Annotated in this window: 21 protein-coding genes and 1 riboswitch; of the genes, 7 read left to right on the top strand and 14 right to left on the bottom strand. The window is 53.8% G+C overall.

Annotated elements, in window-relative coordinates:
• Positions 1 to 80: 80 nt before the first annotated feature.
• The 8 genes from NWF35_RS04170 to NWF35_RS04135 form a co-directional block, all read right to left on the bottom strand.
• Entirely contained in the window at positions 81 to 1,892 is a 1,812-nt protein-coding gene (locus NWF35_RS04170; RefSeq protein ID WP_301237815.1) for a glycoside hydrolase family 3 protein, read from the bottom strand.
• Positions 1,893 to 1,904: 12 nt separating this feature from the next.
• A complete protein-coding gene (locus tag NWF35_RS04165) occupies positions 1,905 to 2,741 on the bottom strand; it encodes an endonuclease/exonuclease/phosphatase family protein (protein WP_301237814.1) in 837 nt (278 codons plus the stop codon).
• 91 nt (positions 2,742 to 2,832) lie between these two features.
• Positions 2,833 to 4,233 carry a PIG-L deacetylase family protein gene (locus NWF35_RS04160; protein ID WP_301237813.1) on the bottom strand — a complete coding sequence of 467 codons (1,401 nt, stop codon included), beginning with the start codon at positions 4,231 to 4,233 and terminating at the stop codon, positions 2,833 to 2,835.
• A 365-nt stretch (positions 4,234 to 4,598) separates the two neighbouring features.
• Complete coding sequence (gene fadH, locus NWF35_RS04155) at positions 4,599 to 5,372, bottom strand: 2,4-dienoyl-CoA reductase (RefSeq protein WP_301237811.1); 774 nt, start codon at positions 5,370 to 5,372, stop codon at positions 4,599 to 4,601.
• A gap of 14 nt (positions 5,373 to 5,386) precedes the next feature.
• Positions 5,387 to 5,881 carry an NUDIX hydrolase gene (locus NWF35_RS04150; RefSeq protein ID WP_301237810.1) on the bottom strand — a complete coding sequence of 165 codons (495 nt, stop codon included), beginning with the start codon at positions 5,879 to 5,881 and terminating at the stop codon, positions 5,387 to 5,389.
• A 236-nt stretch (positions 5,882 to 6,117) separates the two neighbouring features.
• Positions 6,118 to 7,098 (bottom strand): NAD(P)H-dependent flavin oxidoreductase, encoded by a 981-nt coding sequence (locus tag NWF35_RS04145; RefSeq protein ID WP_301237809.1) that lies wholly within the window; start codon positions 7,096 to 7,098, stop codon positions 6,118 to 6,120.
• A 226-nt stretch (positions 7,099 to 7,324) separates the two neighbouring features.
• Positions 7,325 to 7,780 carry a DinB family protein gene (locus NWF35_RS04140; protein ID WP_301237808.1) on the bottom strand — a complete coding sequence of 152 codons (456 nt, stop codon included), beginning with the start codon at positions 7,778 to 7,780 and terminating at the stop codon, positions 7,325 to 7,327.
• Between the two features lie 12 nt (positions 7,781 to 7,792).
• Positions 7,793 to 7,945, bottom strand: a complete 153-nt coding sequence (locus NWF35_RS04135; RefSeq protein WP_301237807.1) for a hypothetical protein — start codon at positions 7,943 to 7,945, stop codon at positions 7,793 to 7,795.
• A gap of 436 nt (positions 7,946 to 8,381) precedes the next feature.
• Between NWF35_RS04135 and fni the strand changes: the two genes are divergently transcribed.
• The gene (fni, locus tag NWF35_RS04130; protein ID WP_301237806.1) at positions 8,382 to 9,428 is read left to right on the top strand and encodes a type 2 isopentenyl-diphosphate Delta-isomerase; all 1,047 of its coding nucleotides are present in this window, start codon (positions 8,382 to 8,384) and stop codon (positions 9,426 to 9,428) included.
• A gap of 114 nt (positions 9,429 to 9,542) precedes the next feature.
• Here fni and NWF35_RS04125 read toward each other — a convergent pair whose 3' ends face one another.
• Positions 9,543 to 11,279, bottom strand: coding sequence for an acyl-CoA dehydrogenase family protein (locus tag NWF35_RS04125; RefSeq protein WP_301237805.1), 1,737 nt, complete (start codon positions 11,277 to 11,279; stop codon positions 9,543 to 9,545).
• Positions 11,276 to 12,904, bottom strand: a complete 1,629-nt coding sequence (locus NWF35_RS04120) for a long-chain fatty acid--CoA ligase (protein ID WP_363321547.1) — start codon at positions 12,902 to 12,904, stop codon at positions 11,276 to 11,278. Before NWF35_RS04120 ends, NWF35_RS04125 begins: the two co-directional genes overlap by 4 nt.
• 157 nt (positions 12,905 to 13,061) lie before the next feature.
• Between NWF35_RS04120 and NWF35_RS04115 the strand changes: the two genes are divergently transcribed.
• Together NWF35_RS04115 and NWF35_RS04110 are read left to right on the top strand one after the other, a co-directional pair.
• Complete coding sequence (locus tag NWF35_RS04115; protein ID WP_301237804.1) at positions 13,062 to 13,475, top strand: hypothetical protein; 414 nt, start codon at positions 13,062 to 13,064, stop codon at positions 13,473 to 13,475.
• 101 nt (positions 13,476 to 13,576) lie between these two features.
• Positions 13,577 to 13,951, top strand: coding sequence for a DUF423 domain-containing protein (locus NWF35_RS04110; protein ID WP_301237803.1), 375 nt, complete (start codon positions 13,577 to 13,579; stop codon positions 13,949 to 13,951).
• A 451-nt stretch (positions 13,952 to 14,402) separates the two neighbouring features.
• Here NWF35_RS04110 and NWF35_RS04105 read toward each other — a convergent pair whose 3' ends face one another.
• The 4 genes from NWF35_RS04105 to gcvT form a co-directional block, all read right to left on the bottom strand.
• A complete protein-coding gene (locus tag NWF35_RS04105) occupies positions 14,403 to 14,834 on the bottom strand; it encodes a helix-turn-helix domain-containing protein (RefSeq protein WP_301237802.1) in 432 nt (143 codons plus the stop codon).
• A gap of 207 nt (positions 14,835 to 15,041) precedes the next feature.
• Positions 15,042 to 16,490, bottom strand: a complete 1,449-nt coding sequence (gcvPB, locus tag NWF35_RS04100) for an aminomethyl-transferring glycine dehydrogenase subunit GcvPB (protein ID WP_301237801.1) — start codon at positions 16,488 to 16,490, stop codon at positions 15,042 to 15,044.
• Complete coding sequence (gcvPA, locus tag NWF35_RS04095; protein ID WP_301237800.1) at positions 16,487 to 17,836, bottom strand: aminomethyl-transferring glycine dehydrogenase subunit GcvPA; 1,350 nt, start codon at positions 17,834 to 17,836, stop codon at positions 16,487 to 16,489. Before gcvPA ends, gcvPB begins: the two co-directional genes overlap by 4 nt.
• 27 nt (positions 17,837 to 17,863) lie before the next feature.
• On the bottom strand, positions 17,864 to 18,958 hold the full coding sequence (gcvT, locus tag NWF35_RS04090; protein WP_301237799.1) for a glycine cleavage system aminomethyltransferase GcvT: 1,095 nt from the start codon (positions 18,956 to 18,958) through the stop codon (positions 17,864 to 17,866).
• Between the two features lie 184 nt (positions 18,959 to 19,142).
• Positions 19,143 to 19,242, bottom strand: a riboswitch (glycine riboswitch).
• Positions 19,243 to 19,582: 340 nt separating this feature from the next.
• On the opposite strand from gcvT, the gene panD reads away from it, so the two are divergent.
• The 4 genes from panD to NWF35_RS04070 all read left to right on the top strand — a co-directional run bounded on the left by panD (position 19,583) and on the right by NWF35_RS04070 (position 23,640).
• Positions 19,583 to 19,987, top strand: coding sequence for an aspartate 1-decarboxylase (gene panD, locus NWF35_RS04085; protein WP_301237798.1), 405 nt, complete (start codon positions 19,583 to 19,585; stop codon positions 19,985 to 19,987).
• Positions 19,984 to 20,817 (top strand): YheC/YheD family protein, encoded by an 834-nt coding sequence (locus tag NWF35_RS04080; protein ID WP_301237797.1) that lies wholly within the window; start codon positions 19,984 to 19,986, stop codon positions 20,815 to 20,817. Before panD ends, NWF35_RS04080 begins: the two co-directional genes overlap by 4 nt.
• A gap of 323 nt (positions 20,818 to 21,140) precedes the next feature.
• Positions 21,141 to 22,859, top strand: a complete 1,719-nt coding sequence (locus NWF35_RS04075; protein ID WP_435873831.1) for a DEAD/DEAH box helicase — start codon at positions 21,141 to 21,143, stop codon at positions 22,857 to 22,859.
• Entirely contained in the window at positions 22,828 to 23,640 is an 813-nt protein-coding gene (locus NWF35_RS04070) for a YqhG family protein (protein ID WP_301237796.1), read from the top strand. Before NWF35_RS04075 ends, NWF35_RS04070 begins: the two co-directional genes overlap by 32 nt.
• Positions 23,641 to 23,752 lie beyond the last annotated feature (112 nt).

The following is a 23,752-nucleotide window of genomic DNA, read 5'->3' as shown; positions in this document are numbered from 1 at the left end:
CGCTTCCCCCTCATTCCCTATCCATCAAGAGCCGGGTTCGCCAACAAAGGCCGACCATGTTAATGGTCGGCCGGTTCCATTTATTTTGAGCTGTCCTGCTCTTGCAGTTGAACTTCCTTTGAACTGTTGGCATCCATCTGACTTGTAGAGAGTTGGTCGGATGTCTCATCCGTACCGTCCCAATCGTAACGCAATCCGTGGCCGTAGGGGTACAAACCCGGAATGGTGACAGGCAACCGCCCTTTCGGTTGGTTATCCCCGAACACCGTTTCCACCGCCGCCTGGAGCGATACAGAGCGGAAGCCGTATGCGGCGAGATAGGCAGGCACATCAGGGAACGCCTGGATGTCGTACGGATTGCGGAACGCGATCACGACCATCGGCTTGTGCAATTCTTGGAGCGCTTTCACCAGTTTCACCTGTTGCGGGTTGGCAGTCGCATTGTAGGTTCCGACCAGCAATACATCCTGTGTTTTGGCCATGTCCACCGCTGCTTGAATATCCGCATCGGAAGGATTGACTTGGCTATGGTAGATTTCCGTCGCATTAGCGTGGTACGGATGAACACGATCGATTAGGGAGAACTGGCTGATGATCCCCAGTTTCTGTTCCGGTTTTAAGTGAAGCGGCAACAGATTGTTCTCATTTTTGACCAGCGTGATTGAAGACCGAGCAATTTTCATCGAGGTGCGCAGGTGCTTCTCCGTTGCGACATGATCAGGAATATCAGCCGGATCGACGAAGTGATGTTCAAACAATCCGTATTTCGCTTTGACCTTCAAGATGCGCAACACCGATTGATCGATTTGCTCCGCGGGAATCTCCCCTTTTCGGGCCGCCTCCAGTACCGCTTGGTACACCGCCATCTGCTCGTCCGTCTTCAGCGCCGGCGTGAGCAGGAGGATGTCCGCTCCGGCCTGTACCGCTTTTACTGCCGCTTTGGGTACACCTCCGAAATAGTTGGCCACACCCGCCATCGTCATCGCGTCAGTGATGATCAACCCCCGAAAGCCCAGCTCCTGTCGCAACAGGCCGGTCAAGATGGGGCGGGACAAAGTAGCAGGCAGATCGGGCGTGTCATCCAAAGCGGGGACGTGGATGTGTGCTGTCATGATGGCATCGATTCCTTCGGCAATCGCCCGTTTAAATGGCACCAGCTCCACTTTCTCCAATTCTTCCCGGCTCTTGTTGATCACCGGTAATCCCAAATGGGAATCGACATCGGTGTCCCCGTGTCCGGGAAAGTGTTTCCCGGTCGCGATCACGTTCTCCTGATATCCGTGAATCGCTGCCGTTCCCATGTCCGCCACCAGTTGGGGGTTCTCTCCAAAGGAGCGGACCCCGATGACGGGATTGGCCGGGTTGACATTGACGTCCAAATCAGGAGCCAAGTTCATGTTGATTCCGACGGCGCGTAGTTCTTCACCGGTCATCTTGGCCGCTTGGTAGGCGTAATCGGCTTTCCGCGTCGCACCCAGCGCCATATTACCGGCCCATTCGGTGGCACCGGTCGTCAGTCTGGCCACAACGCCGCCCTCCTGGTCGGTGGAAATCAAGAGCGGCACACCCAGGCGCGTTTCTTGCGCCAACGATTGCAAGCCGTTGGTCAGGTGGGCTGTCTGTACCGGATCCACCACGTTTTGGCTGTAGGCGAATAAAATCACGCCGCCAGCATGGGCATCCCGGATCAGCCGCTCGATGTCCGCATTGGGCTCACTGCCGTAAAACCCCACCATTATCATCTGGCCCACTTTTTCTTCCAAGCTCATTTGTTTCAACAGCGAAACAGGGTCCGAGGCTCGATCTGATTGTGCAGCAAACACGGGGAACGAGAATAGCGACAACACCAAACTCCCAATCATCCATAACGCCACAGATCGCCGAACGTTCACTCCCTTTCCCCCTCATTCACTTTTTTCGACGGACAGACGGGCCGACACGGGATAATGATCCGAGCCCTCCACCGGCAACACTTCACAGGATTCCACCCGCACGTCAGACGACACAAACACATCATCGATCCGCTTCACCGGTGCGGGAACTGGATACGTCCAACCAGCGCCGTCTCCCCCCACCGCAAAGGCATCCGTCATTTCTGCGCTCAACCGTTTCATTTCCGGCGACCCTGGTTCTGCATTCATATCTCCGGTCAAAATGACGGGACCTTCTCTCCGGTGAATGATTTCCAGCATCTCTTCTGTTTCCAACATACGCACGTCTGGATTCAACGACAAATGGGTGGAAAAGACATGCACCTTCACACCACGGACATTGATGACCGCCTCCGGAAATCCTGGTAGTTTCTGCACCCCTTTGTCCGGTTCCTGTGAACTGATACGGGACAATTCGTGGTTTTCAAAGGAGACGATTGGATAACGGCTCAATATGGCCAATCCATACTCTCGCCGCGGCTCGCCCTCGCGAAGAGGATCGAGAGAATAAATGGGCGCAAACCTCACTTGCATCCCCAGCCGTTCCCCCAGCCACGCCGCCTCATCCACAAACCGGCTCCGCTCCGACCAGTGCTTGTCCACCTCCTGCAAGGTGATCACGTCCGCCTCACTGGACTGCAAGTTTTCCGCAATGGTTTCCAAATCCAGCTGTCCGTGGTGATTGGCCCCGTGCTGGATATTGTACGTGACGACATGAAGTGGTCGTGAGTGTTCCTCTTTAGCCCCCGCCGTCGTCGGTAAGGCCATGACCATTCCGTACAGACACATGATCACCAGCCCAATACGCAAGTGTTTCAGTCGCTGCCCCTCCTTTCGCCAGTTTCTCTTAAATTGTAAAATAATTCCGAAACAATTGAAAGGGGTGCAGCCAAAAAACTGCTTACCCACCGCGATACCGCACCATCCTCCAACCAGTCCGATCGATCTGGCGGCCACCCTCTTCGCTCTCAGTGGAAAGGAAGATTTGGTCCACGCCTTGAAATAGGAACCGGGGTACGCCCACCCACATTTCATTGCCGTGAATCCGCACAAGGTTCCCCTTCGGCAAAGACAGGCTATTAAATGCCAAACGCTCCGCTTGCAAATGGCCTTCCGAGACGGACCAATCCAACCGCCTGACGCCATCGGCAGCAAACAGCCGGGCATGAATCGTATAGCGCATACGCTGTGAAATGGGAGCGGCTGTTTGCAGACCGAACCACACCCTTTCCGTGTCGTCCATCATGCCCACCTGCTCGATATCTCCGTCCGGATGCAACCAGCGGTGCCACACACCGTTCTCCGGGTCACGAAACAGCCATTTTCCCCCACTAAGCCCTCCACGGATCATCTGGATGTATGGCTTCGGATATTGACCAAATACCTCATCTTTCCTGACAAACGCCTCCAAAAACCATCCCAGCACTTTCTCCTGAGAGGCATATTGATGCAGAGCCGCGTTTTTCCGAACTTCCTCCTCCTTATCAACCTGCTCCTCCACCCATTTGGTTCCTTCGTTGTGAAACAAATAGGGCGGGTGCAGTTTCAGATAGGGGTCGTACAGCCACGGTTGAGGGTAATCACCCCGATGCACCAGGTACGTCCACTCTTTTACCGGCAAGCGCAATTGTGCCAAGGCATACTGCACAAAGGCCCCCGTTCCCCAGTGATCGGGATGATTATCATTGGGATCTGGATAAAACACGTCCGTAGGACGGTATCGGCGAATCAGTTCCACCCATTCCCGCACGGCCTGTTCGCCACAATAAGGAACACCGGGCGCATATGCAAACGAATACGGCACTTTGGCCGACCCGTTCAGAGCTTGATAGGGATGTGTGAAGTCCCAGTGATCGGTCCACAAGGCACGAGTTCCTCCGTCGGGAAATCCCAAAAACAGCATCTCCCCGTTTTTCAAGCCCAACCGGTGTCCGGCCTGCAATGTCTCCCGATGGCGAAGCAAGCCCAATTCCCGATAGTTGGCCGGCAATGGTCGGAGAATGCCAAAATCCCGTTCCACTGCCAATCGATAGCCGTCACCGGTGGTCATCCACACCACGATGACCCGCTTCCCTTGTCGGAGTGCCCGCTGAATCACACCTCCCGTTGCAATCGTTTCATCGTCGGGATGCGGTGCTGCGATCAATATTCGATCTCCCAGCTTCAACTGAGAAAAGCGTGCCGGTTGAAAAGCCATCCACCAATCCGCCAGGACCGGGCGGTAGATGATGGCAGACGCCACTACCGCCAGAGTGAGGAGAATTCCGATCAGTTTTCTTTGCCGCCGATGTTTTGGCTTCATTCTGAAGTCCCCGTTAGAGTCTTATTTCTGTATAGTTTGGACTAGATCACACCAACTATCACAGCATTTGATAGCAAAAGCAAACCGATAATATTCATAATATTCAGACTAAAACTTGCGTGAACAGCTGTCTCCCGATACTTTAACGATTAGGGCATGTCTGATCACTATTGTCCGCATTGCTTTCCCGGCCCACTCCACTTACACCCTGCTAGGAAGCAGATCATAACCACTCCGAACCCGGGAACGCAGGACGCGGGCAAAGTAGCTTCGCTTAGAGGAAATTGCCCGCGGTTTGATCCTCGTGTCAGACACGCCCTAGAATCGCTCGACAGGAGTCTTCTTCCTGCCGGATAAAGCTTTCCTCACATCAACCGGGAGCCGGTCATCCAAAACCCGGCATCAATCGTCACACAATCGCCATTGATGTATTCCGCTTCAGGCGAAAGCAAAAACGCTACCAGATTCCCCACTTCTTCGGGTCGGCCGAGCCGTTTGGCCGGGATGGTTTGGAGCAAGTGGCGGTAAGCTTGCTCAGAAGCGATCAGTTTCTCCGTTCCTCCTGTGTTTTCAATCGGACCCGGTGCCACGCAATTGATACGGATTCCATAACGGCTCCCCCATTCCACCGCGAGCGACCGGCTCATGGCCAATACCCCCGCTTTGGCTGCCGCGGAATGGACCACCCCCGCCGCACCGGTCCACGCATAAGTGGCCACGATATTGACGATGGAGCCGCGGGTACCATCGGCAATCCACTCTTTGGCTAACGCTTGTGTGCAGTACCACGTCCCGTTCAAAACGATGTCGATCACCGCTTTCCAACCGTTCAGCGATAATTCCTCCGCCTTGACCAAAAAGTTGCCTGCCGCGTTGTTGACCAAACCGTCGATTTGTCCGAATGACTCCTTGGTCCGGCGGATCATCTCCCCCACTTGCTCCACGTTGCGCACATCCATCGGGATCGTCAGCACTTGCCCATCGCTTTTTTCAATTTCCGACCGGGCGCGCTCCAATTTCTCCGCATCTCGGCCGGTAATCGCCACCCGGTACCCCTTTTCACACAAAACGCGAGCAATGCCTTTTCCGATCCCGCTGCTGCCTCCCGTGACGATCACCACTCGATTTTCAACGGTCATGGTTTTCTCTCCTTTCAGCACCGTTGTATGATTTGGTTTTCTCTTTCAATGAAATGGACCACGCCATCACGCAACTCTCTTATCCCTTCTCGCAAACAGATCGGATAAAATGCTTCATTTTCGAGCTGCGAAAGGGGCGCCCAACGAAACAACAGATGAGTTTCCGCCATGGAAAAGGGTGCGGCTTCATCCAGAAAAGGCGTGTCACCGGGTAACCGCATCAGATAGTAAAACCCTATCTCGTGATACGCTTCTCCCTCAAACGTGAAGAAATTTTCGATGATCCATCCCAATCGTTCCACTGTCACTTCTACACATAACTCTTCCTGCATCTCCCGACGAAGCGCATCGACGATGGACTCGCCCCACTCAACCCTGCCGCCGGGCAGGGAACAATGGGATTGACCCTTTTCTTTGTGAACCAGCACGCGTCCCTGGTGAATGGCCACTCCCGCCGCACGACATTGAAACCGCTTTCCCTCATTCCTCCAAACGATCATCTCCCGCATGACACTCTCCCCGTTCTCCCCGCTACAAACGACCGCTTGTTTATTTTAACGCAATTGCCCTACTTTTTGAACTGAAACGTCAATTCGAACGGTATGACCACCAGCGTAGTGAATTTACGTTTTTTCCTCGACGGCTCGTCTTTTGCTTCCAAACTATTTCCGGCCTCTCATCATCGGACCCGAACAGAGCTATTCTTGGCCACCCATCAGTAAACATGCATGGTGGAGCTGTTGGGTCAAAAAGGCTCAAGAGATGCGTGACGGAAATTGCTGAGGGCTTCGTCGTACTCTCGCCGGAGATCTGCAACAATTTCAGCAACAGTTTGTACCCGCTTGATCTGCCCTACACCTTGCCCTGCAGACCAGATATCCCTCCATGCTTTTGCATCGGACTGGTTCAACTCAGAGAAATCGACAGACTCTTTCTTTTGAAGCTGTTCCGGGTCAAGACCGGCTCTTCGAATACTCGGCTTGAGGTAATTGGCATTCACTCCACTGAAAGCATCCGTATAAATCAAATCGTCGAGCGTTGACTCGATCAGCATCCTTTTGTAGTCTTCACTCGCCAAACTCTCGGAAGCGGGGATAAAACGGGTTCCCATATAAGCCAAATCCACCCCTAGAGCTTTAGCAGCGAGAATATCCCGCCCACTGGATAGACACCCGGCCAGGATGGTAATTCCGTCCCAAAATTCCCGAACTTCTCCAACAAAAGCAAAGGGGTTAATCGTTCCGGCATGCCCCCCTGCCCCGGAACAAACAAGAATCAACCCATCGACTCCAGTCCGGGCCGCTTTCTTCGCGTGGTAAAGTGTACTGACATCTGAAAAAACAAGACCGCCATACTCATGCACGACGTTAACAACAGGCGTGGGATCACCGAGCGATGTAATCACAATCGGCGGCTGGTATTTCTTGATAAGGTCTAAATCCGCCTCATATCGTTTATTGGTACGGTGTACGATCAAATTCACCGCCCAAGGGGCAATGCGGTGGTTTGGATGATCCACCCGTATCCTCTCTAGCTCTTCGGTAATACGTTTCATCCAGTCATCCAATATATCGACCGTACGCGCATTCAACAACGGAAATGAGCCGATAATCCCCGCTTTACAACTTTCGATTACCATATCTGGACTCGAAACAAGAAACATAGGGGCAGCAATGACAGGCAAAACTAATTGGTCTGCGATGTGTGGAGGTAGTTTATGATGCATGATTTCATCCTTTCTCTTTCGTTAAATTTGAGCCTTTTGACAGATTCGCTTTTTCGTAGCAAGGCTGAACCACTTTCGCCAGCACAAAGCTAACGTCAAGAAAGACTAGTACCCATCTGATTTCCTCATTGGCATTTTAATCGGATTAGCAATACCTACCAAATGCATTCCTACTTAAAAAGGGCCGCCTGTAAAGGCACCCTTGTATTTATACTATTCTTTATTCTTATTGCCCTTCAATAGCACGCTTTAATGCATTCATATAACCCAGATGTACAGCTTCATGCATATTATTGAAACTAAACACCGAGCCGATCGTTTCGATTTGATATCCGTTGAGATTAATTGGTCTCGCCAACTTCTCATTTAACCGGTCGGTAAATGTTTCTTTGATTTGGGACGTCTGTTTCTGCAACTGAGAAGCTAACGTTTCCAAAGAGGGTACTTCCCCAGTCCAATCCGCAGGTTTCGTACCCTTCCAGAATAACTCCTTATAGTCCGCAGGGACCGCTTTCAAACCAAACAATGCGTCCGCGACTGTCAAGATATGACCTACATTCCAGCGAATCGTATTGTTAAACCCTTTTGGCATTTGATCAAATAAGGCTTCAGAAGTTGAGTTTAAAAACTGATGCAAACGTCCTCGGGTCATTTCAAATTGCATGACTAAATAATCACTCATCGTCATCCCACCTTACAAAGTTGTATTATAAGTAGTAGACCACAGCACTTCGGCCAACTTCTGGTATTGCATCATTTCACCACAACGCCTCACATCGCCTAGCTGATCCAGCTTGGCAGTCACTACGTCTCCGGCTTCCATCAAAATCGCTACGGTGATCCCCACGTGAATACCACTTCGCCGGCCAGGAGCTTCTTTCCTTTAAAGGCCAGCATCTTAGCTAGCCTGACCACGGAGTTCGCCGGATGATCCAATACTGCTGCTCCGCCATCCAATCTTTGATCACCCCGTTGATGAACTTTTCAGAAAACCAGGCGCTATTCCTACGGATCGATTTCATTCAGTCTCTCCTAATGATCCGTAAGCTGTATAGCCCTATCTTAAACGAAGGCAGAATATAAATACTGAGGACTTCCATCCGCGGCTTCCTTCGGGACGATGACAGGGGTACACCCAGAGCATCTGCAACCTTTTGAGCTTTGCGATACTTGCACAGTGATACTCATTGTAGTCGTCTCGAGATACTAGAATATTGAATACTCCCAACTGCAAAATAGGGTATAATCGATCATAAGTCTGTCATTATGAAAGGATTCTGCGCATGTCTCAGAACCAGGAACCGACCAAAAAACGAAAAGCGGAACACATCGAGATCGTCCTTCATCGTGAGGTGACCGGCCGGGGCATTACCACAGGCCTGGAGCGATACCGTTTCCGACATGAAGCCTTGCCCGAGATCAATTTTACGGATATCTCCCTCTCCACCTCTTTTCTCGGCAAACCGATGAAAGCGCCGCTGTTGATCAGCAGCATGACCGGCGGGACGAATGAGGCGTTTCAGATCAACAAAAACCTCGCCCAAGCCGCCGAAGAACACGGATGGGCGATGGGTCTGGGCTCCGTACGGGCAGCGATCGAACATCCGGAGACGTCCTATACCTTTCAAATCAGAAAATACGCGCCACACATCCCGTTGCTCGCCAATCTGGGGGCGGTTCAGCTCCAATACGGCTATGATGTCGACGACTGTCGCCGCATCATCGAACTGACCGAAGCTGATGCATTGGTTTTGCATCTGAACGCCATGCAGGAAGTATTTCAGCCGGAAGGAAACACCCGATTCGCCCACCTTCTGAGCAAGATCGAAGAAGTTTGCCGTACGCTGGAGATACCGGTCGGTGTCAAGGAAGTTGGGATGGGGATTCACGGCGATTTGGCCAAACGACTTTTTGACGCAGGGGTTCAATTCGTCGATGTGGCAGGTGCCGGCGGGACTTCATGGATTTTGGTCGAAAAACACCGGTCCCGTGATCCAATACTGACCGCCGCTGCAGAGGCGTTCGTTGATTGGGGTTTGCCCACCGCCGATTGCATCCGCGAAGCACGACAACAAGTCCCCGCCGGTTACCTCATCGCCAGCGGCGGATTGTCCAATGGTGTGGAAGCGGCCAAAGCAATCGCATTGGGTGCCGACCTGGCCGGATTCGGCCGCGCCCTCTTGCGTGCCGCGACCAAACCGACACCCGAGGCGATCTCCCAACAGTTACAACGGATCGAAACGGAATTGCGGATCGCTATGTTCGGGATCGGCGTCGCTGATGTGCCGACATTGAAGGGAACAGACAGGATTATGCGGGTGGATGATTGATATAATTGAGTCATAGACATCGGTTCCATCATCATAATGATCGTTACTTATACAAAACAAACCCCAGCGACATTTCTTTGCCGCCGGGGTTGATCTGCCGTGAGAGCTAGCAGTTCAACGCTGATCCGCATGGGCCTGTTCCGCATACCGTACCGCGATATCAAACAAATCGATGCTGGGGATTTCCTGCCCGCGAACGTCGTACATGTAGGGGCGATAGGTGCGATTGATCCAATATCGTGCGATGTGGACGAGCCGTTCTGACCCGGTTTCCTTTTTGGCATACTGCGCCTCCTCCAACAGACGGGCCGCACAATACAGATCGGTCAGTTTATCCATGAAACGGCGGGCATGGGCGTTTTGTACCATGGGATCCGCTGCGAGGAGCACATTCATATCCGATGTAACGTGGATCGTCTGCTCCTTCACACAAGCGACGGATTCGGCCAGTTCCGGCAAATCGACTGCGTCCAACGTCTCCCGAATTTCCCGCAAGATTACGCTCTGTCCGTTTCGTACCCGTGCCTCTTTGCCCAGCGTTTTCAGCAATTCAAGGCCCATGATGTTGGACGTCCCTTCCCATACCGTGTTCACTTGTGCATCCCGCAACAGACGGGGGGTCACATATTCTTCGATATACCCGTTCCCCCCGTGTAACTCCAGTGCTTGTTTGGCATGAAGAACCGCTTGTTCGCTGCAACGATACTTGCTCATCGCCAGCAGCAGCCGAAGCAATGTGCGTTTTTCTGCATCTCCCTTTCCGTAGGTGTGGCACTCGTCAAACAGTTGGATCATGCGGGCCACCATCGCCCATGCCGCCTCGATATCCGCGATGATGTTCAGCAAGGTTTCCCGCACCATCGGATAATCAATAATCGTCCGGCCGAATGCTTCTCGTTTGGACGTGTATACAGCGCCCTCCAAAAATGCCCGGCGAGAGATAGCGAGCGCGCCCGTCGCCGTGCACATACGGGAGATGTTCAATGCTTCCGCCATATATTTGAACCCCTGATCCGGCTCACCGATCAGATATCCGACCGCCCGATCGAGGATCAGTTCCCCGCTGGCAACGGCCCGCACACCTAACTTGTCCTTGAGCCGGCGAATGGAGATCCGGTTTTTTTCACCATTGTCCAGGTAACGCGGGAGCAAAAACAGCCCTAATCCCGCGGTGCCCGGCCGATCGTTCACCCGCGCCAACGTGATGGCTACACCCGCGTCACAGTTGCTGGCGAACCATTTCTCCCCCGTTAGCTCATAGTGATCACCACAGGCCACCGCGCGGGTTTGCGTCGCACCCACGTCGGAGCCGCCCTGAATCTCCGTCAAAAACGTGGCTCCCTGTTCCAGCGTGTGCCGATCCATGCTGGCCAAGCGCGACAGATACCGGCGCTTCTGCTCGTCCGTCCCATATTTCTCCAATACGAATGCTACCGCCATCGTCAGCGTGACTGGACACGTAAAACCAGTCTCTGCCTCGGACATCAGCATATGCATCAACTGGGTGTAGAAAAACGGGACTTTGTGCGGCACATCGTCCCTGTACCTTAATCCCACCACACCGAACTCGAAACAGTCCCCCACCGTGGCCAGATATCCTTCGTTATACCACACTTCATTGATCTCGCGACCTTGCCGATCATAGCGTATCAGTCTGGGAGCGCCGTCACGGTCGGTGTGACGGGCCCGTTTTTCCATCGGCCCTGCCACATACGCACCCAACTCCACCAAGCGCGATTCGCCCCATTCCATCAGGTGAGACAAATACCGGTGTGCATAATACCGCATGGTCGGGTCGCTTTCATACCAATTGAGATCCGTCCCGTCTTTGTACCGGCTGTAGTCGATCAAGCGTTTACCCCCTTGGTCATAAAGTGATCGCGAAATTGTTCACGCAACCGGGATTTGAGGAATTTGCCCGCCGACGTACGCGGGATTTCCTCCACGAAAACCACATCGTCCGGCAACCACCATTTGGCGAATTTCGGTGCCAGAAACGCGTGCAGTTCCTCCAACGTCAATGTCGCTCCTTCTTTTTTCACTACCACCGCCAGTGGCCGTTCCTGCCACTTGGGATGTGCGATTCCGATGACAGCCGCTTCATCCACGGCGGGATGCGCCATGATCGCGTTTTCCAAATCGACCGAACTGATCCACTCGCCACCGGATTTGATGAGATCCTTGGTCCGGTCCGTGATTTTGACGTACCCTTCTTCGTCGATCGTCGCCACGTCACCGGTGCGGAACCAACCGTCATCAGTGAATGAATCGCGAATATTCGGCTTATCGTGATACGCCCCCGCAATCCATGGTCCTCTTACTTGCAGTTCACCCATCGTGACACCATCGGGCGGCACCTCTCCCTGCTCGTTGACCACCCGTACTTCCACAAACGGCGCGGGGATACCCTGCTTGGCCCGGTACGCGTATTGCTCATCTTCCGGCAGATTGGCCAAGTGCGGCTTCAACACCGACACCGTGCCGAGGGGTGTCGTTTCCGTCATGCCCCACGCATGCACCACATGGATGCCGTGACGGTCCATCCCCCGCAACAACGCTTCCGGAGCGGCCGCCCCTCCCACCACCATCCGCAGTTTGGGGTGCAGACGCCAATGACCCGGCCGTTTCTCCAATTCTCTGTAAATGCCGAACCAGATTGTGGGCACCCCGGCGGAGAACGTCACTTGTTCCTCCTGCATGATGTCGAGAAGACTGACGGGGTCAAGATGCGGTCCGGGGTACACCTGCTTTGCGCCCACCATGGTCATGGTGAACGGTAGGCCCCAGGCGTTGACGTGAAACATGGGCACCACCGGCAACACTGTATCACGGCCGGAAACCCCCAATGTATCCGCCATCGCCGATGCGAACGAATGCAGCACCACAGCCCGGTGTGAATACACCACCCCTTTGGGCCGTCCCGTCGTGCCGGATGTGTAGCACATGCCCAACGCATCATTCTCATCCAGCTCCGGGTAGGTGAAATCGTCGGCCGGTTCCCGGATGAACTGCTCGTAATCCTCATAACCGGACGGCACCGGTTGGCCTGTCAGCGGCACGACGATCACGCGCTCCACCCGGATGCGATCAGTCACTTTCTCCAGCAACGGGAGCAACACATCGTCGACGATCAGGAATCGATCCCCGCCGTGGTTGATCACGTAAGCGATTTCATTCGGATGCAAACGTAGATTGACCGTATGCAATACCCCGCCGGATACGGGAATGCCAAAATACGCCTCCAGATGGGCGTAATGGTTCCACATCAACGTGCCTACGCGATCCCCTTTTTTCAAACCCGCCCGCCGGAGCGCCTGTGCTAGCGATCGGGACCTACGGGTAAAGTCGGCGTAGGTGTAACGGTGCAAGCTTTTATCCGGCGTTCTGGAAACGATCTCAACCGAACCGAAGTAACGTCCGGCCCTTTCTAACAGATGGGGCAACGTCAGGGGATACTGCATCATCGTTCCTTTCACCGATGAACCGCTCCTTTCCCTCCTCGACTAGTTTGAATTTTACGTCTAGAAAATGAGTTTTGTCAATGTGGTCTTATTGAAAAGTAAAAAAACATGCCTGTGATGAAAACTCAATTATAATAATGTTGGGACAATCGAACAGGAAGGATGACAATACGTGGCAACCGTGACTTGGTTTCAGTACGCCTGGGGGTTTCTCCCCCAACCAAGTGGGGACATCGCTGTTTGGCAACCGTTGAAGCAACTGGATTGCGAACGTTTCCCCCATTGGCAGACCCTCGCCATCGGTTTTGAATTACAGAACATCGACCTGACACGGGACAATCTGATCGCCGTTCACTTTTATGCGCCTCATCTCGTTTCTCCGCTGGCGACCGCAGAAGGGCTCACCAAGCCGATACGGGGCGCCAAAAACGGGGTTTTTCAACACCACTTGCGTTTCGAAAAACTGCCGTTGGAGAAGGAAGGCAAATATTACTCCATCTTGTACATAAACGGGCGGAAGGCGGGAACTTTTCCACTAACCGTCACACGTAAACGGTTTATGGAGGAATTACGGGTGGTAACATGAGGGAGGACAACGGCCGACGGATATGTGGTCGTCTCTGGTGAGTCCAAGAGGAGGCAACGTTGGCCAGAAACATCTTAAACAGAAGATAGGAGCGATCATACATGCGTGTGTTTCTGTTGTTGGGCAGTTTGAACATGTTTTTGAGCATCGCGTTGGGTGCGTTCGGCGCACACGGTCTCGAAGGTAAGGTTTCGGAACGGATGATGGAAATTTGGCGAACCGGTGCGCACTATCACATCGTACACGGTTTGGCACTCGTCGCCATCGGCTTGTTGGCGGATCGCTTCGGCGGCAGCGGACTGATCACTGCAGCGGGCTGGCTGATCTTGGCGGGGATTGTGCTCTTTTCCGGAAGTCTCTACGCCATGGTGCTCACCAATGTGACCAAGCTGGGCGCCATCACGCCGATCGGCGGTGTTGCCTTCCTGGCCGGGTGGGTATGCGTGTTTCTTGCTGCATGGAAACAGATGGGATGAAGGGTAAATCAGATTGGCGCTGTTTCTTCCGGAAATGGAAGATCAGCGCCATATTTATCTATGAAAGGATAGTCAGAGCATGAGACGCTTGCGCTGGTCACAGGTGGAAGCAGAGGAGCAGGCCGTGGGATTGCTTTAGAATTGGCAAAAGCGGGGACAACGGTTTCTCTCACCGGACGAAGCGTGAAAGGAAGAACCACACTTGACTGCCGGGTACCATTGATGATACGGTTTCACAAATGGAAGCTTCCGGTGGAAAGGAAATCGCCGTTCGTTGTGATCTATAGATGGCCCTTATATTCCGCCTTACTCGATCGACTCTTAAGACACGGATTTAGATGGACGAGTAACGTTTCATTTTCATCCCACAATCGAAAACGTGGCCGGGGAATCCCCGACCGCCAAGACTTTTGACGTCATCCCACTTTTCGGAAATTTCGTCCGATCGTGTTCACTCTTCTTTCCCCTGCATCTCCGTTCCGATGTTGCTCATTCGGTACGCCATTTTCAGCACTTCGTGATGATACGGCTCCGGGATCAAAGCTTCATCCACCATCGCGACCAGCTCCTTGGCCATCCGAATCAAAGAGGAGGCTGTCTCTCGCTTGCTTTTCTTTCTCGTTCGTTTCTTGGGTGTGGTTTGCACAGAAGATGATTTCGTTTGTTTTTTCTTGGATTTGGAGGAGTCCACTTTTTTCCCCGACCGCATCAGCGTATCGACCGACACGCCCAGATGTGGAGCCAATTTTTCGGCCAGTTCCCGTGTCCACTCTTTTTTTCCCTGTTCCAGTGAGCGGATAACATTTACACTGAGTCCCGATTTCTCTGCCAATACTTTTTGTGACAATCCTGCTGCCGTTCTGGCTTCTTTCAGTTTGCTCATAACTGAACCCTTTCTCTATTAAATCTCTCTATCATGATACAAAAAATCCCCCGTGTTGAGGGAATGATCTTCTGCTTAGAGAAGAAACCGTCTCAATCTTTCCACTGAAAAAACGCACGCCCCCTCTTGAAGGAAGCATGCGTTTTATCCAAACAAAATCGAATACCCGCTTTTCCCGGTTTTTTATGATTTCACTTCCTGTGGTTTTTACCAGCGCAAAATCGGTTTGCGCGCAGCAGTGACCTCGTCCAGGCGTTTGACAATCGTGTGGTGTGGCGCTTCCTGCACCACTTCGGGATGGTTTTCGACTTCCTGCGCGATTTGGATCATCGCGTCAATGAAACTGTCCAGTGTTTCTTTGCTTTCCGTTTCCGTCGGTTCGATCATCAGACATTCATCCACGATGAGCGGGAAGTAGATGGTCGGCGGATGGAAACCGTAGTCCAACAACCGTTTGGCGATATCCAACGTACGCACGCCCAGTTTTTTCTGTCGTTTGCCGGAGAGAACGAACTCGTGCTTGCAGTGTTGCGGGTACGGCAGATCATAGTACGGCTCCAGACGGCGCATGACGTAGTTGGCATTGAGCACTGCGTTTTCGGATACCTGACGCAATCCGTCCGGCCCCATCGTGCGGATGTACGTGTAGGCGCGCACCAGAATGCCGAAGTTACCGTGGAACCCTTTGACCCGACCGATGGAGTGGGGCAGGTCCTCTTTCAGGTAGTAGCCGTTTTCCCCTTTTTCCACAATCGGTGTCGGCAGGAACGGGATCAGCTCTTTCTTCACGCCGACCGGCCCTGCCCCCGGACCACCGCCTCCATGCGGAGTGGTGAATGTTTTGTGCAGGTTGAGGTGTACCACGTCGAAGCCCATATCCCCCGGACGGGCGATACCGAGAATGGCGTTGGCGTTGGCCCCGTCGTAGTAAAGCAGGCCGCCCGCCTCGTGGACGATGTCGGCAATCTCCCGGATCTGCTCCTCAAACAGTCCCAACGTGTTGGGGTTGGTCAGCATCAAGGCCGCGGTGTCTTCTCCCACCACTTGTTTGAGGGCTTCCACGTCTACATGCCCTTTTTCGTTGGATTTCACCGTGATCGTTTCAAATCCGGCGACCGTTGCGCTGGCCGGGTTGGTGCCGTGCGCGGAGTCGGGCACGATCACTTTGTTCCGCTGGGATTCACCACGGCTTTCATGGTAGGCCCGGATCATCATCAGACCGGTCCATTCACCTTGTGCCCCCGCCGCGGACTGGAGGGTCACCTGATCCATACCCGTGATTTCTGCCAGATCCCGCTGAAGTTCGTACAGTAACTGCAACGCACCCTGCACCGTCTCATCCGGCTGGTACGGATGGATCTTGGCAAAGCCGGGAAGACGGGCCATATCTTCATTCACTTTGGGATTGTATTTCATCGTGCAGGAACCGAGCGGATAAAATCCATTGTCCACCCCGTAGTTGCGACGGGACAACTCGGTGTAGTGCCGGATCAGATCCAGCTCAGACACCTCCGGCAATTCGGCCGGAGTTTCGCGGAGCATTTCTGTCGGAATCGCCTCTTCCAACGGGATTTCCGGCACATCGGATTCCGGCAGGCTGTACGCCACCCGCCCAGGTTGGCTCATCTCGAAAATCAGCGCCTTTTCCTTGTTCATCGCACGATCCCCTCCATTACCTCTGCCAACCGGTCGATCTCCTCTTTGGTCCGCATTTCTGTCACCGCCAACAGCATGGCATCCGCCAATTCGACATAATCGCGACCCAGATCGTAACCGCCGATGATGCCTTCCTCCAGAAGTCGCCGGTTCACTTCCCCGACAGGTTTCGGCAATTTCAGCGCAAATTCATTGAAGAACGGGCGATCGAACAGCGGCTCCACCCCCGGAATCTGCGCGAGACGCTGCCAGGCGTAATGCGCTTTTTGTACGTTCAACCGCGCTACTTCCTGGATACCCTGTTTGCCCATCGCCGACATGTAGACAGCGGCAGCCAATGCATTGAGCGCCTGGTTGGAACAAATGTTAGAGGTGGCTTTTTCCCGGCGGATATGCTGTTCCCGCGCCTGCAGGGTGAGCACGAACCCGCGTTTGCCCTCTTCATCTACCGTTTGCCCCACAATGCGGCCCGGGATCCGACGCATCAACGCTTTGGTCGTGGCAAAATAACCGCAGTGCGGACCGCCGAACTGCACAGCGATTCCCATCGGTTGTGCATCGCCGACGACGATGTCTGCCCCGTAAGCCCCCGGTGGTTTCAGTACGCCGAGCGCGATCGGATTGGCACTGACGACCAGCATGCCTTTGTGCCGATGAGCAATCGGCTCGATGACACCCAGATCTTCCAGGTTGCCGAAAAAGTTGGGCGTTTGCACGATGACGGCGGCTGTGTCGGCATCTACCAGCTCCTCCAGCCGGGCGGAATCGGTCACGCCGTCGGTGCAGGGGGCTTCCACCACCGTCAGCCCGATTCCTTTGGCATAGGTGGACAATATGGCGCGCGCTTCAGGGTGGACGGCACGGGAAACCACCACCTTCCGTTTGCGCGTGGTCGCCATCGCCACACCTGCCGCCTCCGCCAATGCGGTCGGTCCGTCATACATCGAGGAGTTGGCTACTTCCATCCCGGTCAGTTCACAGATCATCGTCTGAAATTCGAAAATGGCCTGGAGTTCCCCCTGGCTGATCTCCGGCTGATACGGGGTGTACGCGGTGTAAAATTCCGAGCGGGAGATCACGTGATTCACCACGCTGGGAATATGGTGCTCATACGCCCCCGCTCCCAGAAAGCAAACATACTGGTCAAACGAGGCGTTTTTCCCGGCCAGGCGGTTCATGTGCCGTACCAAATCGGGTTCCGCCATCGCTTCGGGAATGTTGAGCCGCCCACGGAAACGGACGGACTCGGGAATATCCGCGAAAAGCTCCTCCACCGAATCGATGCCGAGTGTCGCCATCATCTCCCGGCGATCTTGTTCGGTCATTGGCAAGTAACGAAACTTCATCCACTCCATCCCCCTGTTGCCATCAGCTTATTTTTTCGGTCTTTTGTAAAAGGGTGTGGGCACGATTGCAGCTTCCACCCGTTTGCCTCGCACATCCACATGCACGCGGTTCCCCATCTCCACATGCCGGGAGTCGATCAAAGCGAGCGCCACGTTTTTGCCCAACGTGGGCGATTGCGTGCCGGAAGTGACTTCACCCACTTCCTCCTCACCCACATACACCGGATAATGCGCACGAGCGATCCCCCGTCCGATCATCTCCAGACCGACCAATTTACGCGGCACACCCTCTTCTTTTTGTTTGATCAGAGCATCCCGTCCGATAAAATCGCCTTTATCCAGCTTCACAGCGAATCCCAGCCCGGCTTCCAACGGGGAGATGCTGGCAGACAGCTCATGTCCGTACAGCGGGAGACGCGCCTCCAGACGCAGCGTGTCCCGGGCGCCCAATCCGCACGGTACTACCCCTTCTTCCGCACCCGCTTCCAGGATTTTGTTCCACAGCGCGGGCGCATCGTCCGGACTCAGGTAGATTTCGAAGCCGTCTTCTCCGGTATATCCGGAGCGGGACACGAGCGCAATCGTCCCGTCGAGATCAACATCGTGCTGGAAACGGAAGAATCCGATAGAAGAGAGATCGGTTCGGGTCAACTTTTGCAGGATCTGCTCGGCGAGCGGCCCCTGCAGCGCCAACTGGGCCGTTTCCCGGGAAATGTCCCGTACCGTAACTTCCCCTTCAGCGTGCTTCTCGATCCATTCCAGATCCTTTTCGATATTGGCGGCATTGATGACCAACATGAACGAGTCTTCTCCCCTGTACACGAGCAAATCATCCACTGTACCGCCGTCCGGGTAGCACATCAACGAGTATTGCGCCTGTCCCACTTGCAATTTGGAAGCGTCGTTGGTCGTCAGCTTCTGCACCAGCGCCAATGCATCAGGACCACTGATCTCCACTTCTCCCATATGAGAGACGTCGAACAACCCCGCGCGCGTCCGTACAGATTCGTGCTCCGCTTTGATACCTGAAAATTGTACCGGCATCTCCCACCCGGCGAAGGGAACCAGCTTCGCTTTATCTTTGTACACGTCATATAAAGGGGTACGCTTCAATTCCGACAACCTCTCCACCTCCGCACGATTTCCACCACAGTTTGCCACACATTCCATCTTTTCAAACAAAAAGACAGAGGGATCGCCTGAATCGGTGCGTTCCACTCTGTCCGGAAACCTGAGAGTTCATCCCGCATGGGAGCGGGATTGCCCCTTGGGTGGCTCACTCTGGGGTGAGCACTCTCCAGAGTCGCGTCCAGCGGGCCTCCTTTTGCCTGAGAGATTCACCCTGTGTGATGGGCTTGCTCCTTCGGCGCCACGTTTCAAAGCGTGGTCTCTCCTCCCGCCTTCAACCGCTTTGTCATATCCAATTGTCGAACGATGGGGTGTAAACAGCTTATCTGCCTTCAATCGGGAAAATGTTCCCTTATCAGGGCTGATCTGCCCTGTAAACAGCAATTCTCTTTCTCATTGTGCCATAAATCCCGAACAGAATCGACACTTTTCACAAGAAAATTCGGGGCATAATCGCTTCCATGACGTATTCCATGTTCCATTATACACACTTCTCTTGCTAATGGCGAAACGATTTGAAACTGCTGAAAATGCGGAACGGGTTTCCCGGCCCATTTTCTAAACCTTTTTCCCATTTCATCATACATTATCCCATTAACACCTAAGGACGGATGATATATGCTGCATATGACGTGCAAAGGAAAAATTCATCGGGCAAGGGTAACGGAGGCAAATCTCGACTATGTCGGGAGCATCACTATTGATGAACAATTGATGGAAGCCGCTTCGATCCGCCCGTTTGAAATGGTGCAGATCAACGGTCTCCGCTCCGCCCAGACGTGGCAGACTTACGCCATCCCCGCTCCCTTCGGAAGCGGAGAGATCTGCGTCAACGGTCCACCCGCCCATTTGTTCCGAGTGGGAGACCTCGTGATCATCCTCAGTATCGGCTTCTACACCGAATCAGATTTGGAACGGTTTCAGCACCTTATCGTTTTGGTGGATGAAAAAAACCATCTCGTTGACGTCAAATCCTACACTCAGCATTCCGCCCATCACATCCGTGGGGGAGATGGGAAATGAAGCCGGCGGGATGGGACCCCGAACGACGTTTTCTCAACAAATGGGGCATGCACCTGTTACTATCGGAACAACGCGACGCCCCCTGCCATCTGCCGGAAACTCACCTGTTGGACGAGACTTCCCTGCGTTGTTTGCTCCAACGATACGAGCGGGTCTATATCAAACCCGCCGCCGGATTCGGTGGTAGACGGATCAGTCTGGTGGAACAACAGGCAAACAATATTCACTGGACCCGGCAAGAAACGGGAGAACGGCTCCTGTTCCCCGATTGGCTCCGTTTCTGGCCGAGCTTCTCCTCCTCCCACTCGAAATCCGACACCTATATCGCCCAACAGGCCGCCCCGCTCCGAACCTACCAGAACCGTCCGTTTGACATCCGAGTCCACCTCCAACGCGATACCGACAACCGTTGGGTGTACGCCGGCGATTTGGTGCGCGTGGCCGGGAGTGGAGGCATCGTTTCCAATGTGGCGATCTCCGGAGGCGAGGTGATCCCGACGGAACAAGTGTTACAGGCATCGGGAATTGAGGAAGACCCCCAACAATCTTTTCAAGAGATCGCCGATTGGGTGTGCCGGTCGCTGGATACGGTTGATCAGTTTGAGGAAGTGGGACTGGATTTGGGAGTAGACGTGGACGGGCAATGGTGGCTGTTGGAAGTGAATACCAATGATGCGTGGGGTGGACCCAGCCACGAATTGTTCGCCCAATTGCCCAACACCAAACAATATGACGAGATTCGCCTCCGCTACGCCCGACGCGTCGGTGTTCCGCAATGGTTGCAGGACATCATGTTCGGCTCTTCCGCTACAGATGGCGGGACGGATTGAGATGGGAGCGTGCCGGGGTGAACCATTTTCCCACGCTCCCGTTTCGCAGCTCATAAGCTCGCCGGAAAATGGTCACTCTTTTATGAGCTAAGATGACCACTATTCCTCGAATACAGTCTCCCTCCTCCATTCAGTATCCTAGTATCCCAAGCCATCGTTCGGAAGACATCCCCCGCACTCACTTCCGGATACGCCCAAAACTTCCATCGACCTCAGTTTGGGGAACCATTGCTACATACTTTTTTCCTCATTCGCTCATACTAAAATCTGGCAAACACTTGGAAGCGGACGAGGAGGATTTCGCGGTGTCGTTACCCATTCGCATGGATCGCAAGTGGTTGGTCGAATTGATGCGACATATCGAGAAAGACGCCGATTGGAGCACGTGGGACCAGTTCCGGTTGGCATTGGAAGCCACTCAAGCGAAAGTCGTTCCACATTTTGACGCGTTGCAGTGCCTTCAGCACCTGCACGGGTTTGAACCGCTCCCTCATCAGATCGAAACGGCCCGCCGCGTAATCGGCGAGATGCGTGGACGAGCAATCTTGGCCGACGAAGTCGGCTTGGGGAAAACGATCGAAGCCGGTTTGATCCTCAAAGAGTATCTCTTGCGCGGATTGGTCAAAAAAGTTCTCATCTTAGTACCGTCCTCTCTCGTCCTTCAGTGGACGCGAGAGTTGAACCAGAAGTTTCAGATTCCAGCGATGGCACAAAAGAAAGAGTGGATGTGGGAGAAATACGACATCCTGGTTGCCTCCATCGATACCGCCAAACGCGATCCGCACCGGAGCATCGTACAGTCTCACCGCTATGACATGCTGATCGTCGACGAAGCACACAAATTGAAAAACCGACGGACGAAAAACTGGCAATTCATCAACGACCTGCAAAAGAAATATTGCCTGTTGCTCACGGCCACACCGGTGCAAAACCAGTTGGATGAGCTGTACAACTTAGTCACGCTGCTCAAACCGGGGCACCTCGGCCGTCAATCCACGTTTCAAACCGAACACATGGCGAGCAAACGCAGAGCAAAAAACCCGGAACACCTTCGCGAGGAAATCCATCGGGTGATGATCCGCAACAAACGGAGCGACAGCAATCTGTCCTTCACCCGGCGGCACGTCTACACCGTTCCCATCCAGCTCTCTCCGGAGGAGCGAGCCTTATACGAAGGGGTCACTCGTTTCGTCCGCGATCGCTACCGGGAAGGCCGTGGAAATCTGAAGACCCTGCTCTCCTTGCTCGTTTTACAACGGGAAGTGTGCAGCAGTCGGGATGCGGTGTTTCTCACGTTGTTCAAGCTGTTCCAGCGGGGAGAAAAAGGACGGGAAACCGTTTCACCGGAAGTGCAGCACCTGATCGACCTGCTCCGCGCCGTCAAGGAACAGTCCAAAGTGAGAAAAGTGGTGGAAATGCTGTCGAACAGCGATGAGAAGTGGATCATTTTCACCGAATACCGTGCCACCCAGGAGATGATCATGCGCGCCCTGGCTGAGAAAGGGATTTCCGCCATCCCGTACCGCGGTGGATTTCAGCGCAACAAGAAGGACTGGATGATGGAACTGTTTCAAAAACGCGCCCAGGTGATGGTGGCCACCGAAGCGGGTGGCGAAGGGATCAACCTGCAGTTCTGCCATCACATCATCAACTACGACATGCCGTGGAACCCGATGCGCGTTGAACAGCGGATCGGACGTGTTCACCGGCTGGGACAAACCCACGATGTGCACATTTACAATTTCGCGACGGAAGATACAATCGAAGAGCATATTATCTGGCTGCTGCATGAGAAAATCGACATGTTCCAGTCGGTGATCGGTGATCTGGAAACGATCCTGGAGCGGCTGGACCTGAAGGACTCGATGGAACAAAACCTGATGCAGATTGTGATAGAAGCGAAAGATGACCGGGAAATCCGCGAACGGTTCGGCCAAATCGGAGACAGCATCCATCAAGCCCGCAGCCACTCCGGTGACCGGACACTACGGCAACGGGAGGATTCAGACCATGAATCCACAACAAGTGCGCAACTTCGCTGAACGCTACTTTTTGTCCCAGGAATGCAGCATCATCGAGAGAAGTCCAGCCCACCTGCAGGTGCAACTGTCAGTTGAGGCGGACAAAGACATCATGAACCGTCCGTTTTACTGGATGTATGTGGAGCGGATGGGCCTGCCCGCCAACCCTGCCATCCTCACGCTGATCTTCGATCCGCAAGCGGCTTCACCCGACCTGAGCGGTGAACTGATGAACTTCGGTTCGCCCCGCTTTGCCCTGCTGTTGGAATCCGCCCAAAAACGGGGGCGTTTCGTTCGTCTGTTCGAATCACCAACCACCGCCGCTCCGCACCCATTGCTCTCCCGGCCGTACGTGCCGTGGTTGGGCGTCAACTTTCTCGTCTCCTATGTCTGCGACCGGAAAAAGGACGAGATTGTCGACCTGGGCATCAATCTGCACAGCGGAGAAGTGGTGACCTCGTTTTACGAACGTCTCCAACACAAACACTGGTCGTCCAAACTGCCCGCCAATCGGCACGTCATCCAACCGCAATTCGGCATCGCCGAAGGCGTAGGCGAACTGGAATTCACCCTGCAAAAGCACATCGAAGAACAGGATCGCACCTGGGCTTATGAGGCCTACGAACAACTGGAACAGGAACTGGATCAGCTGGACCTCTACTACCCGGATCACATGCGCCTCAGCGACGAAACCCGGGCGGAAAAGAAACAACGGATTGGAGAGGCAGTGTGGCAGTACCACCCGCGCGTAGAAGTGTCGGTGGTGAATGCGGGGTTGTTTTATCTGGATGGGGGGAGTTAAGGAAAGTATAATAGAGGGAACCGTGGGGAGACGGTTCCCTTCTCTACTTGATCAAGTTTCTCCTTGACGAAACATAATATTGTGACTTAGTATTATATTCGAATAATTCTAT

Origin of the sequence: Polycladomyces subterraneus (genome assembly GCF_030433435.1) — a bacterium.
In the GTDB taxonomy this organism is placed as follows: Bacteria; Bacillota; Bacilli; order Thermoactinomycetales; family JIR-001; genus Polycladomyces; species Polycladomyces subterraneus.
The sequence above is the reverse complement of the archived record's forward strand: the minus strand, read 5'-3'. Positions and strand labels throughout refer to the sequence as shown.

Bases quoted from the DNA above. Each gene is read 5' to 3' on its own strand.
- NWF35_RS04160 (WP_301237813.1), bottom strand. From the start codon at position 4,233: ATGAAGCCAAAACATCGGCGGCAAAGAAAACTGATCGGAATTCTCCTC.
- fadH (WP_301237811.1), bottom strand. From the start codon at position 5,372: ATGACCGTTGAAAATCGAGTGGTGATCGTCACGGGAGGCAGCAGCGGG.
- NWF35_RS04150 (WP_301237810.1), bottom strand. From the start codon at position 5,881: ATGCGGGAGATGATCGTTTGGAGGAATGAGGGAAAGCGGTTTCAATGT.
- NWF35_RS04145 (WP_301237809.1), bottom strand. From the start codon at position 7,098: ATGCATCATAAACTACCTCCACACATCGCAGACCAATTAGTTTTGCCT.
- NWF35_RS04140 (WP_301237808.1), bottom strand. From the start codon at position 7,780: ATGAGTGATTATTTAGTCATGCAATTTGAAATGACCCGAGGACGTTTG.
- fni (WP_301237806.1), top strand. From the start codon at position 8,382: ATGTCTCAGAACCAGGAACCGACCAAAAAACGAAAAGCGGAACACATC.
- NWF35_RS04110 (WP_301237803.1), top strand. From the start codon at position 13,577: ATGCGTGTGTTTCTGTTGTTGGGCAGTTTGAACATGTTTTTGAGCATC.
- NWF35_RS04105 (WP_301237802.1), bottom strand. From the start codon at position 14,834: ATGAGCAAACTGAAAGAAGCCAGAACGGCAGCAGGATTGTCACAAAAA.
- gcvPB (WP_301237801.1), bottom strand. From the start codon at position 16,490: ATGAACAAGGAAAAGGCGCTGATTTTCGAGATGAGCCAACCTGGGCGG.
- gcvPA (WP_301237800.1), bottom strand. From the start codon at position 17,836: ATGAAGTTTCGTTACTTGCCAATGACCGAACAAGATCGCCGGGAGATG.
- panD (WP_301237798.1), top strand. From the start codon at position 19,583: ATGCTGCATATGACGTGCAAAGGAAAAATTCATCGGGCAAGGGTAACG.
- NWF35_RS04080 (WP_301237797.1), top strand. From the start codon at position 19,984: ATGAAGCCGGCGGGATGGGACCCCGAACGACGTTTTCTCAACAAATGG.
- NWF35_RS04075 (WP_435873831.1), top strand. From the start codon at position 21,141: ATGGATCGCAAGTGGTTGGTCGAATTGATGCGACATATCGAGAAAGAC.
- NWF35_RS04070 (WP_301237796.1), top strand. From the start codon at position 22,828: ATGAATCCACAACAAGTGCGCAACTTCGCTGAACGCTACTTTTTGTCC.